The following is an 11508-nucleotide window of genomic DNA, read 5'->3' on the forward strand; positions in this document are numbered from 1 at the left end:
CGAGCGTAGTCCACACCGCCCCACTTGACCGAGACCTTGTGCCAGCCAAGCTCCAGCATCTTGTGGCGGATCGTCTCCGTATTCGCGTGCATCGTCGACTGGACATAGTGAACGAGATCACTCTGCGTGATAAAGTTCTGGTCCCGTCCATTGAGGTACTCCTCCAGCCGCTCAGTCGAGACCTGCCTGCTCGAATCCTGGATAAATCGCATCACCGGTGTCGCGTGGGTCGTCGTGTTGAGTGACTTGGCGTTGAAGCCCTCCGCGACCTCGTGGTGGATCAGAGCGTTATACAGGGCCCCCAGAGCCACCGGGTCGTTAATCTGCTCCTGCACCCGCCGCACGACCTGCTGGAACGCCTCTGTCCGTGGTCCGCTGGCGTGGCCCTCATGCTCGACGTCGACAATGAAGTACCGACGATCATCCGCCTCCAACCATAGCGGCAGGTGATTGCTGGTGAAGACGAAGCAGCAGTGCTGATCGGTCTGGTAGGCCTCCTGCCCTTTCTGCTCCACCAGCACTCTCGGCTCGCTGATGAAGGTCTTGAGGTCATTGGCCGCGCTCGACCCCTGTTTGAGCTTCACCTCCTCGCAGACGACGAGCTTGGACAGCAGTACCGTCGTATTGAACCGCCCCGTCAGCTTGGTGATGCCATTCTGCGACGTGGTATTGGCCGCTCCGAACAAGGCCTCCAGGACCTGGCAGAGCAGGCTCTTGCCGGTTCCCTTGGCCTTGCTATGCAGAAACAGCGACCAAGTCGGTCGGTCAGCCTCATTCTGCAAGTTCCACGCGATCCAGTCGGTCACGTGTCTCCGGGTGCTCTCGTCCGGTATCAGCCACTCCAGCAGCTCACCCGTGGCCCCCCAGTCAGCCGCGTTGCCCCGTCGATCTCGATAGACGGGCGGTCGCCACAGGTTGATGGTGGCAAAGCCATCCTCCAGCATGATTCTGCGGCTATCCCCGGGTCTGCTGACGAGTCGTCCGGACCATGGGGAGATCGCCTCCGACGTGTCCTCAGGGTAGAGGCCGAATGCGACCTTGAAGGCCGCGCGTAGCAGGTCAATGTCCAGCTCAATATGGGGGAACTCTCTGCGGATGCGCGCGAAGCTTGCTTGCTTCACGTCCGGCTGAGATATCGCCACACCCGGCGCGTCGACCCGATAGTACTTGTTGTCCTTTCGCACGTACCAGCTTGCGATTGCGCGGGACAATTCCCGGCGGTGATCTTCATTGATTTTCGTCATGTAAATATGTCTCCTGTGATGGGCAGCGAGCAGGTTGCTTTCTGCTGTAGCGTCCCCTGGAAGGCATATTTCCAGTATTGTTGCTTTATATCATATACTTAGGTGCCATCTTTCATGTAATTCGAGAAAACGTCAGATTCGGGGGTGTCACAGCTCGATCAGAGGCGGCATCAAGCCTCCCGTCGCACCCGCCATAGAGCGCCGCACAGAGCACGGATTTGTCCTCGGATTGCACAACCCAGACAGGCTCGCCACGCGGTGCCCTATGACCCAATCCGTGGCTCTCAGAAGAAAAAAGGAGCCGAAGCGCCCCCGGCCAGCCGAAGCCAGCCGAGGGGTTAGTCCCAGAACCTCCAATTGATGTCTGGAACGCTGAATTCGGGAAGCTCGGGCATGCTCAACTCGGGCAAGTCCGGCAAATGCTCTCTCGCGGAGGCCCAAGCCTTGCCGGGTGACGATTTGACTGTCTGCCAGACTTCCTCACCGCTCGGGACCGTTCGCCCACAGACCTCAGAGACCTCCGGATCAAGCGATGTGTCAGGATTAAAGGCCAGGTCCAACTCGCGGAGGTCCTGCATCGTGTCGCAGGCATCCTTGAGCTCCCACGCCGTCACGCCAAGGACCACTGCCACACCCGCCACGGGAATCGCCTCAGCCGCAACTGACCCGGCACTTCTCGCAGCCGCCGAAGCTATCCGGCGTGACACTCTGGTTGTCGTATCCCCAACAGCCTCTCCGACCAGCCGACGTTGCCCCCGGTAGGTCAAGGTCTTTGCCTGCCGAAGCTCGGTCACCTCATCGGTCAGACCGACCACTTGCTTGTTCCGGAGAGCGACGTCCTCTGACAGCGCGGCGATACGACGATCCTTGACCACCAGATCATCCGACATGGACGCCATGCGCCGGTTCCTGATCTCAAGATCATCAGACATGGAAGCGATGCGCCGATTCTTGGCCACCAGATCATCAGACATGGACGCAATCTTCTTGGTCTTGTTGTCCGCATCACGTCGCAGCCCACCGAGAACCGAGGCGGCCCCCGTCACCGCCTCATACGCCCCCGACACCAGCACCGCGACCGAGTTGAAGGCAACTGTCGCAACGTTGAGCGAAAGCGATAAAGCAAAAAGTCCGCCCAGGATAACGGCCCGTGTCACTCTAAAGACGCGCATTATGATGTCTCCTTTTTGCCCCCGGCCAGCCGCAGCCAGCCGAGGGTAGTCTCATTTCAGCCTGCGGGTCACGACATAATCGGCCAGAACCTGCCAGTAGTGGTCAGCATCGTGGAAGCCCTGCGCCTGCGCCGCCACGTCCTCCGCCCGAGAACGAGAAAGGCCGCCGTCGTATTCCACGATAGCGGCCCTCTCCTCGAACGCGTCGATGTCAGGTATCGGGTCCCTCATACCGGCAACCGCACCCCGTCCACGATCTCTCGCTTCTGGGTGTCGCTGATCCCGGCGGAATAGATGCCATAGGTCAGCCGGTTCTCTGATCGAGCCGACTGATGCCCCACCAGAGACGCCGTGAAGTGCTCAGGCACACCCGTCCGCTCGCACTGGGTGATGAACCACTTTCTCGTCGAGTGGAACACCAGCCCCGGGCGCTCAACCCCCACCTCCCGACGGACCCGGGCAAACCGCTTGGTCACTCTCGCGACGGTCAGGTCCGGGAAAAGCCGGTCGTCCGACCCAGCCTCAACAAAGGTCATCAGTCCGCAATGCAGCGGTATCTGCCGCTCGGCCGCATCGGTCTTGAGCTGCCTGACCCGGTTCGCCCGGACGTTGACAAACCAGCCGAGGTTCCCCTTCCAGATCAGGTCTTCCCGCAGCAACCCCACGGCCTCACCGGCCCTCAGCCCCGAAAGGAGGCAGAAGACCAGCACGTTCCCGAGGACCGGATCGCTCAGGTCGATGAGCCGCCGCACCTCCTCATCGGTGGGTGGAACATAGGACGCGACCTTGCCCCGCCGCTCGACCCGGACCGTCTTGAACGGGTTGTCGGCCACGTGACCCCGATAGACACACCAGTCCAGGAAGTGGCTCACCTGAGACAGTATCCGCCTCTGGGTCTGCGGTGTGATCGCGGGACCCTCCGACCGCGCCACCAGCGCCTCCAGACCAAGCCCCCGGTGCCGCTCGGACTTGCCGACGTGCCGCGACAACTGCCCGGTCAGCCGCACGAACCGTTGACCGTCGTCCCGCGAGACCGACGCGACCGGACGTGAGCCGAGGAACGAGACAAGCAGACCTACCGAGAACCGAACCGACTTGAAGCCGCCGTGCCGCAGTTGGTCGGACCGCTCGTTCAGGTACTCCCGCGCCAGATCAGCAACCTTAGACCTCCCGATCACGGGGCACACCTTCTTGAAGACCGGTGCAGCCACGGGTGTGACGGGTGTCTCCTCCACGACCCCCTGTTTGGCCTTGGCCACGATCTCCTCGTAGGTCGCGTTGACCTCCGCAGCCCGGGCTTTGGCGACCTTGGCGTCCCCGGTCTTCAGCGACTGTTTCAGGGCCTGCCCCAGCAGCGGCTGCAGGGCCTTCGGATAGTTGCGGCGATAGAGCCACGTCTGTTGTTTGAGATACGCGTAAGCTATGCGCATGCTTCCTCCTTTTGGGGCATCCGCCCCAGTTTCATGATGATTTGAGATTTTCCGAATGTTTTCAGGGACCCGCTGGGTTATGGGTCTTCCTTGCCGACCACACCGACGATCAGGTCGTACTCGGGTTGCCCGTAGGCCCCCGCCATTGGACCCGTGAGCGCGATGCCCCCGACACAGTCCTCCCAGACCTCCTCGACCCGGAACAGGTGCTCCGGCCAGTCGTCCCCGGCACTGATCACCACAATGTCACCGGGGGCGATCATGTGACCACTCCCCAGACAGCATCGAGCAGCAGCACGGCAAGGCCCAGCCGCCAGTCGATGACGAACGCGAGCAACAGGAACAGCACCTCAGTCATGGCCTGCCCTCCACGCGTGAGCGACAGCCAGCACGACAGCGAGTGTGATGACCGGGTGCGCCCGTGCTCCAAGCCAGAGCAGCGCAAGTGCCACCGACCTCGGGGGCGGCGACAATAAAAAACCCCCGGCGAGAACGCCGAGGGCAGCTAGGGTCTTCATCAGATTATCCTCCTGTATCTACTTCCTATTTTAGATACGGAGGTTTGCTCGGTTTGAGGGGGTGATCATGCGCGACAAGTAAAAAGCCACCATTTGATGCACACCAAGCAAACGGCAGCTTGCAGCCCTTCTTGACCTTCGGATCGTCCTGACACAGCATGTCGAACACATGCAGTGTCGGCGGAGAGGAGACGTTTGCTGCGCGTGCGAAATTGTATTTAATACTGTCAAGCGCAGTACCCTTGGATGAATTGTTCCAACCAAGTTTCTAGCACTGAAGACCGGTAGTTGTCACATCAACGGATCAATTTCGAAGGTGACGCATGGGTGCTGACGATTTATTGCGTACCGATCTTTCTGCTCATCTATAGAACGATCGCAAGCAGCAGTTGAGCCCTCAGCTTTTAGCAGGTATCAATCGTAGGATTTTGATAGGTTCGATTCAGCCTTGCTGTGGTTGGATTTTCTTGGAGGCATTACGTTGCCCATATCTGTGAACGAAAAAACTCAAGAGCTTGAAGGTAATATACGCAACAGTCTTGTAGATGGGACCGCTGCTGAGGGACGTCTGGAAACAAATGATAGGATCATTGCCAGAGTCACCGACGGGATCTATCGTGAACCTTGGTCGGCATTTCGAGAACTTGTTTCGAACGCCTACGACGCAGATGCGACTTCAGTGTCAATTGACTGCGACTACCCATTTTTTAATGAGGTGCGGATCAGCGACGATGGCATAGGTATGGATAGCCAGACTGTAGCAGACCTGCTTACAAACATTGGTGGCAGTTCAAAACGGACATTTCGGGGAAAATCGCTGGGCACGGTAAACACGAGTGATCCTACAGAAAGTCCTTCTGGCAGAAAGCTAATTGGCAAAATTGGGATTGGCCTGTTTGCTGTTGCACAACTTACAAATCACTTCCAAATCATTACGAAGCGCAAAGGCAATTCAGAGAGAATATCGGCCACTGTTAAAATAAACACATATCGGGAAAATGCTCACACCGATGAAGCCGACGAGACCTACGCGAGTGGCACTTATAAAGTGGTCGCAGAAAAGACTTCCGACATCGACGCTCATGGAACAACTATTGTTTTGATGAATATTCAGCGCGCGGTACGGGAAAAACTGCAAAGTCGTGAAATATGGGATGCTCTTGACGAGCAAGAGAACGAAGAAACATTTGGCTTATTTGACATCGTGTCAAAACCCAATTTTCATATCGGAAGAGTGGGTGCGAACGGCGAATTATCGATACCTTCAAGTTTACCGTGGACCGCAACTGACAGTCCAAAAGAGAAATTTCAAAAACTATTTGACAGAACTATTGAACTTGGCAGGAACTCCAGCGACCGAACCGATCTATCGCACCTCGACAATTATCTGAAGATGGTGTGGAGATTGAGTCTAGGTAGCCCAATTAAATATTTGGAAACGCATCCTTTTGAGTTCACAGGTTTAACAAATTTTGATTTCTTTGAGCTTTCAAACAAACCTAAAGGCGGAGCCAGTAGAATCGATCTTACTGGCGATCAGAGCATTCGAACAGCAATGGGATTGGAGGCCGGAACCAAGGACCCTCTGTCAGAGTTTACTGTGTTCATCGACGGAGTTGAACTCTTCAGACCTGTCAAGCTATCGGAAGTGCTGCAAGGGTCAAAAAACCTTCCTCGTCCGATGTTTTTCGCAGGCAAAGTTGAGACCAATTTTGGGGACGCTTCGGCTGACAGGTCTGGCGGCAAGCTCGCCTTTGAAGCGTATCTTTATTGGAATTCGAAAATCATTCCAAAAGAAAGCATAGGTGCGCTTATAAGGGTCAACGGCGCGAGCGGAACTCTATTTGATCCAGATTTTCTTGGCTATCAGATCGCCGAACAAACGCGGAAGAAACAAGTAACTTGCGAGATTTTTGTTCTTGAAGGGCTAGATGGTGCTCTGAATATCGATCGAGAATCGTACAATACCAGTCATGCCCACTACCTCTATATTCAGAAGTGGCTTCATAACGCGTTTAGACAGTTTGCGACCCAGCACAAAAAAATTGGTCGCGAGGTGCGCGAAATAGAAATTGAGAGAATTAGCACCGATGTAACTTCGAAATTGACTGACATAGCCGGTGAAGTTTGGGAACGAATGCGGGGTGATGACATTGGCTTGCCAACAATTGAGACAAGACCTCTCAATCATGGGGATAGCTTACCGGTCAAGGTTGGTGGAAACGAGATTTCGTGGGATCAACCCAGAATCAAAGAAAGGAGGATTGGACGCCCAGACCGTATCGAAGCGATCTCAATTATTTTGGACGCATATGGCATTCTCGAGCTGCTTGATGATGAGCGCCGTGCCGATCTCCTATTTGATATAGCAACAATTTTTGAAGACGACGCATGAACATTGAGATAGATGTACCGGAAGAGAGCTTTGACGACTTTGCTCTTCCAGAGGATACAGGAGAGATTGCATCTCCTGAGCCTCTAAGTTTTTCGCCATGGCACAAACCTAGAAAGCAGTTTGTGCGAAAGCACCAGTGGGTTCGCCACGCCAAAAGTACCATTGGACGCTTGAAAGATGCAGGTCATCTGGACGCTAATTCTCCAGTAAGGTATTTAACCCTACCCGGTCCGGATTTACTTGATGTGAAACTTATGGCGGACGTATGTGCGGAGCAGAACCTTAGTCTACACTATACTGGTTTCTGCTATGTACGTGAAACTGAAGCAGTCCGCTTAAGACGCAACACCCAGCAATTTGAATTAGATAGAGGCACCCAAGTGCTACCGGGATCCGGTGTCCACATCTCGCGACTTGAAGAAATTACGAGAGTCAATTCACAAGCAAAGACATTGATGGAACGAGGTGGCCCATACAGCATCGTTAACATCGACGCATGTGAGCCCATAGCCAATGCAAACGGAAACCAAACCGGGCGGCTCGTTGACGCAATACGAACGATTGTAGACTATCAACTGAACGTAAACCGTCAGCCTTGGTTGCTGTATCTTACCACGCCAGTTCAAACTGACAGCGTATCAGGAGAGGCACAAAGAGCCCTCTATGACCAAGTACGGCAAAACGTTGCCGTCGATGTTGAATTTGCCGATGAGCTAGCAGGGCGTTATTCTGATGGCGAGGACATTGAGCAGTATTTGGTACGTGTGTCTCAGGAAAACGGACACGAGTTTGTGCGATCAATAACTCTTGGGGTCTCAAAGTGGCTTGTTCACTTAGCTGAACAGGCAAATTTCAATGTCAAAAAACTTCCAGCAATTTGTTATTCAATGTTCAGGAGAGAGCCGTATGTGCCGAACATGATCTCAACTTGTTATCTATTTTTGCCAAGGCAGATACCGATTCTTGATAATACGGGACTTACGCCGAATGCCCAATCACAGACGGGGCAAGCGGCGATTTCTGACCACATTCGAGCGCTCCGAAGGTCGATCGAAATAGAAAACATAGATGAAAGGCTTGCCGACGATCAGGAGTTAAGAAGAACCTTGGTGGCTGAAACTAAAGCCCTTTTAGGTTCCGTTGGGTATGACGTCGATCATCCTGAAAATGGGTACGATAATTGGTTGTCAGGTGACCCGATGGAACTGGCTGGTCAGGTGGCAGCACCTACAGTCTAGTTGTGCATGCTGGCAAGAATTGATTTTGCTACTGCTTTTGCGAACGGAGGAGGCACTGCTTCGCTGACTTGGGTAATTTGAGACGACATCGTCCCATTCAAGACGAACCTCTTAGGGAACCCTTGCAAGGTCATCGCTTCGAACACGTTTAAGGGCGCATGGTCTGGCAACAGTTTTAGGGTGACTGAATGTCCCTACGCGAAAAACTTAATTGGTTGCCCCTTTAGCCGCAGCTGTTTTGTGTATGCTTAGCGGTCTAAAGAGGTATCGAGTGCACGTTTTCATCACTCACAAAGAGGTGGTCGGAGTTTCCCCGAACACCTCTGGTATCGGCAGCGCTCTGGCCGTACAGGCTAAATCTTGCCGAGAACAGCACAATTGAAAGTCCACGGTGTGGGCTGCTTATGCAGCATCGGGACATCGTACCGAACGACCAGTTTGGGCCGGTCACGTCGCTCCGGCAGGCGCTGACCGCGACTTTGCAAACTCCGCTATTGCGCACTCCTGACATTGGCCCAAGCCTTTTTCAACGTCCGCAATTGCGATCGCCCCACCCGTTGCCCCAACCGCCGACGACCGGCATAATTTGGGTACCAATAGATCGTCAGGCTTCGAATCCTACCACCCCAGCCAGTCACTCGCAAAAATACAAGAAATCAAAAGCTGGCCTTCAGCCCGCTGTCCCGGGTGGGCCCCAGTCAAAGACACCTGTAACACAAGGCTGTCACACCCGCCCAATGCCCCGATCAGACGCCATCCGACGATGCGCAATGCGCAAACGCTTGGCGAAGACAAAGGGGGCGACAGGACATAGCGCGACAGGGGCGCGTGACATACATCAGGATGCTCTGGCAAACAGATGGCGGGTCGCCCCTCGCGAGTTTGGAAAAACCTGTTATACTTACCGTGTCAGGAGCATGAGGGAAATTTGGCAATGAGGCTGATTTGTCAAAACTGATCCATATCGGAAGCCTGGCACTACTTGCGCTCGCGCTGTTTCTTTGCGCGCCACCTGAGTTCGCAAGTGCCGGACAAGACGAGTCTGCGCGACCGGCCCAAACGACCGGCCTGATGTGGAACCGGACCGGTTTGCCCGCTGTGTTTCCGCTTCAGGTCAAGACGCCTGCGGGTCAAGATTACTTTCTGACCTTGATCGACGAGAAAACCGGGAAAGACGCCCTGGCGGCCTACATCATCGGTGGCGCATTCTTCAAAGTTCTTGTTCCACCGGGCGTATTCAGATTGAGGTTTGCGGTCGGAGACGTCTGGCAGGGCGAAGACAGGCTATTTGGACCGGGCGAAAGTACCCGGTTTTTTGAGTTGAAGACCCCACTGACCTTTGAAATTCGCAACCTGGCAACCAAAGCGGGCCATTTGGTGAATATTTCGGACCTCAAGCCCGGTCAGCTTGTAGACGCCGCCGTCAAGGACCAGCTCATTTGCCAGTCATTGAGAACAGGTTTTCCATCACGGATGCCGCCCTCTTTGAAAGAAAAACTGGCGCGGGATGGCGACCGCCGGGGATGGATCAAGACCCGGAACGAACAACTGAAATATTTTGATGAGCGTTTGCCTGATCGAAACCTGACTCTGAAACAGCATGATTATTATCCTGTCGTGCCACACTATGTGGTGCGGTCACGATACTGCGACTGAACAGCTATCGCTGTTTGCACCAACAGACCTGTCGAACTGGCGCAACATCCCCTCAGGCCGCATTCATATTGGTGGCGTCACTTGCATATGCTCTGACCTTGGAGGCGCGCAAACCTGCGGCGCCGAGTTTTCGGTAGCGGTTGTGCGTCAACTGCGAGGCAAAGACCTCGCGTGCTGGGGCCCACTCGACCAGCCGTGCCACGCAGATGTGTTGCTTGAAATCGCGAATACACCCATCCAAGCCGTTAGAAATTCAAATTTGGTTTCTCAAAGCTGGCGGCAAGCCCTACATACAAACGCTTTTCGTGTAAGTATTTGAAAGTATTGGTAGCGGAGGACCGTTTTGGACGAAAACCCCACCAGCTAACTCTTTGTAGAATAAAGGTCCCAAGAGTCCGGCGCGGGTGAAACCTGTCGCCTGCCGCATCAGTCTTGAACTTTTTGAGCGGTTCGCCTCTTTGCTTTCAGATGAGCACGAGCGAAATGTATTACCTCATCGGCATCGTCAAGTTATTGACGATCATGGCAGCGAAGGCCGAACGCTGGAGCTCAAGCAGCCATCAACTCACGTGTGATGACGTCCCAGAACCAATGTGTGTCGGCTCTGGATTGAAGGTAGCAAGCGGCTGACCTTGTGTGGCGACGCGGGCGGAAGACATTATGGACTTGATCGTGGACGGAGAGAAATTGTTGCGTCTGGCCGGGGGATTTGAACCACCCCATACATTTTTCTCGCCGTCGGGTCGGCCTGTGCGACCCTTCGAAGCGATTATTGAGATGGGGTGGTTGCCGTCCTCCCCAAACGGTAGCGGCCATCGGTGCCGCGCATACAGGCTGGACACATGACCGCAACCCGCGACGATCACGACGTCAAAAAAACCTTGCTAAACAGGAACCGTCCACACCTGACTATGCCCCCCATAGCCTTGCCGCAAGAGGTAGCCTGACGGAGCAGGGGGAACGGTCCCTGCCCAACGGCTTGTGACGGCGGGTTGACATGGCGGGCAAGGCGGGAACGGCCAATATGTTCTGCGCTGTCGGCCTTGAAAACAACGGGTGTGTATTTCGGGCCGTCTTGCTAGAAAGGCAAAAAAGTCCGCCGGTAAATTGAGGAGCGCCGCATGAAAAAAGCACTGATCACAGGCATTACCGGTCAGGACGGGTCGTATCTGGCTGAATTTCTTTTGGAAAAAGGCTATGAGGTTCACGGAATAAAGCGGCGGGCGTCGCTGTTCAACACGCAGCGGATTGATCACATCTATGAAGACCCGCACGAGCGGAACCCCAAGCTTCACCTGCATTATGGCGATCTGTCGGACACATCGAACCTGACCCGCATCATTCAGGAAGTGCGCCCCGATGAGATTTACAATCTCGGCGCGCAAAGCCATGTCGCAGTGAGTTTCGAGGCGCCGGAATATACCGCCGATGTCGATGCGATCGGGGCTCTGCGTCTTTTGGAGGCGGTGCGCTTTCTCGGCCTGGACAAGACGACGCGCTTTTATCAGGCCTCGACATCAGAGCTATACGGCCTGGTGCAGGAAACCCCGCAAACCGAGACAACCCCGTTTCACCCGCGCTCGCCCTATGCGGTGGCCAAGCTTTATTCTTATTGGATCACGGTCAATTACCGCGAGGCTTACGGCATGTATGCCTGCAACGGTATTCTCTTTAACCATGAGAGCCCGCGCCGCGGTGAGACCTTCGTGACCCGCAAGATCACCCGCGGGCTGGCCAATATCGCGCAGGGCATCGAGGACTGTCTTTACATGGGCAATATCGACGCGCTGCGCGACTGGGGCCATGCCAAGGATTATGTCCGCATGCAGTGGATGATGCTGCAACAGGACGAGCC

At 54.9% G+C, this 11508-nt stretch carries 11 protein-coding genes and 1 pseudogene; 5 read left to right on the forward strand and 7 right to left on the reverse strand.

Features of this window, described 5'->3' with window-relative positions:
• The 5 genes from BMZ91_RS20300 to BMZ91_RS20320 all read right to left on the reverse strand — a co-directional run.
• Window positions 1-1244: primase-helicase family protein (locus BMZ91_RS20300; protein ID WP_092842412.1), on the reverse strand; the 1244-nt coding region annotated here is incomplete at its 3' end.
• A 338-nt stretch (window positions 1245-1582) separates the two neighbouring features.
• The gene (locus BMZ91_RS20305) at window positions 1583-2416 is read right to left on the reverse strand and encodes a hypothetical protein (protein ID WP_092842413.1); all 834 of its coding nucleotides are present in this window, start codon (window positions 2414-2416) and stop codon (window positions 1583-1585) included.
• A 51-nt stretch (window positions 2417-2467) separates the two neighbouring features.
• A complete protein-coding gene (locus BMZ91_RS21995) occupies window positions 2468-2596 on the reverse strand; it encodes a hypothetical protein (RefSeq protein ID WP_281243409.1) in 129 nt (42 codons plus the stop codon).
• 47 nt (window positions 2597-2643) lie between these two features.
• Window positions 2644-3846 carry a DUF6538 domain-containing protein gene (locus BMZ91_RS20315; RefSeq protein ID WP_092842415.1) on the reverse strand — a complete coding sequence of 401 codons (1203 nt, stop codon included), beginning with the start codon at window positions 3844-3846 and terminating at the stop codon, window positions 2644-2646.
• A gap of 77 nt (window positions 3847-3923) precedes the next feature.
• Window positions 3924-4109 carry a hypothetical protein gene (locus BMZ91_RS20320; RefSeq protein ID WP_092842416.1) on the reverse strand — a complete coding sequence of 62 codons (186 nt, stop codon included), beginning with the start codon at window positions 4107-4109 and terminating at the stop codon, window positions 3924-3926.
• A 703-nt stretch (window positions 4110-4812) separates the two neighbouring features.
• Between BMZ91_RS20320 and BMZ91_RS20325 the strand changes: the two genes are divergently transcribed.
• Together BMZ91_RS20325 and BMZ91_RS21280 are read left to right on the forward strand one after the other, a co-directional pair.
• Complete coding sequence (locus tag BMZ91_RS20325; protein ID WP_092842417.1) at window positions 4813-6759, forward strand: ATP-binding protein; 1947 nt, start codon at window positions 4813-4815, stop codon at window positions 6757-6759.
• Window positions 6756-7997 carry a PP_RS20740 family protein gene (locus BMZ91_RS21280; protein ID WP_143076425.1) on the forward strand — a complete coding sequence of 414 codons (1242 nt, stop codon included), beginning with the start codon at window positions 6756-6758 and terminating at the stop codon, window positions 7995-7997. Before BMZ91_RS20325 ends, BMZ91_RS21280 begins: the two co-directional genes overlap by 4 nt.
• Here BMZ91_RS21280 and BMZ91_RS22145 read toward each other — a convergent pair.
• Window positions 7994-8143 carry a DNA cytosine methyltransferase gene (locus tag BMZ91_RS22145; protein ID WP_218145707.1) on the reverse strand — a complete coding sequence of 50 codons (150 nt, stop codon included), beginning with the start codon at window positions 8141-8143 and terminating at the stop codon, window positions 7994-7996. The genes BMZ91_RS21280 and BMZ91_RS22145 overlap by 4 nt on opposite strands.
• Before the next feature lie 799 nt (window positions 8144-8942).
• Here BMZ91_RS22145 and BMZ91_RS20335 point away from each other — a divergent pair.
• Both BMZ91_RS20335 and BMZ91_RS20340 read left to right on the forward strand, forming a co-directional pair.
• The gene (locus BMZ91_RS20335) at window positions 8943-9653 is read left to right on the forward strand and encodes a hypothetical protein (RefSeq protein WP_092842419.1); all 711 of its coding nucleotides are present in this window, start codon (window positions 8943-8945) and stop codon (window positions 9651-9653) included.
• Window positions 9625-9972: a DUF4326 domain-containing protein gene (locus BMZ91_RS20340; protein ID WP_092842420.1), complete on the forward strand. Its 348-nt coding sequence runs from the start codon at window positions 9625-9627 to the stop codon at window positions 9970-9972. The genes BMZ91_RS20335 and BMZ91_RS20340 overlap by 29 nt, the downstream gene beginning before the upstream one ends.
• A 230-nt stretch (window positions 9973-10202) precedes the next feature.
• Here the strand turns inward: BMZ91_RS20340 and BMZ91_RS20345 are convergent.
• A pseudogene (locus BMZ91_RS20345) lies at window positions 10203-10445 on the reverse strand (IS6 family transposase); the annotation flags it as partial.
• Between the two features lie 329 nt (window positions 10446-10774).
• Here BMZ91_RS20345 and gmd point away from each other — a divergent pair.
• A partial coding sequence (gmd, locus tag BMZ91_RS20350) for a GDP-mannose 4,6-dehydratase (RefSeq protein WP_092842421.1) occupies window positions 10775-11508 on the forward strand: 734 nt, incomplete at its 3' end.

Origin of the sequence: Roseovarius lutimaris (assembly GCF_900115165.1) — a bacterium.
GTDB classification, from domain to species: domain Bacteria; phylum Pseudomonadota; class Alphaproteobacteria; order Rhodobacterales; family Rhodobacteraceae; genus Roseovarius; species Roseovarius lutimaris.

Excerpts from the sequence above, each read along its gene's own strand:
- BMZ91_RS21280 (WP_143076425.1), top strand. The coding sequence starts at position 6,756 with ATGAACATTGAGATAGATGTACCGGAAGAGAGCTTTGACGACTTTGCT.
- BMZ91_RS20340 (WP_092842420.1), top strand. The coding sequence starts at position 9,625 with ATGTGGTGCGGTCACGATACTGCGACTGAACAGCTATCGCTGTTTGCA.
- BMZ91_RS20315 (WP_092842415.1), bottom strand. The coding sequence starts at position 3,846 with ATGCGCATAGCTTACGCGTATCTCAAACAACAGACGTGGCTCTATCGC.
- BMZ91_RS20305 (WP_092842413.1), bottom strand. The coding sequence starts at position 2,416 with ATGCGCGTCTTTAGAGTGACACGGGCCGTTATCCTGGGCGGACTTTTT.
- BMZ91_RS20320 (WP_092842416.1), bottom strand. The coding sequence starts at position 4,109 with ATGATCGCCCCCGGTGACATTGTGGTGATCAGTGCCGGGGACGACTGG.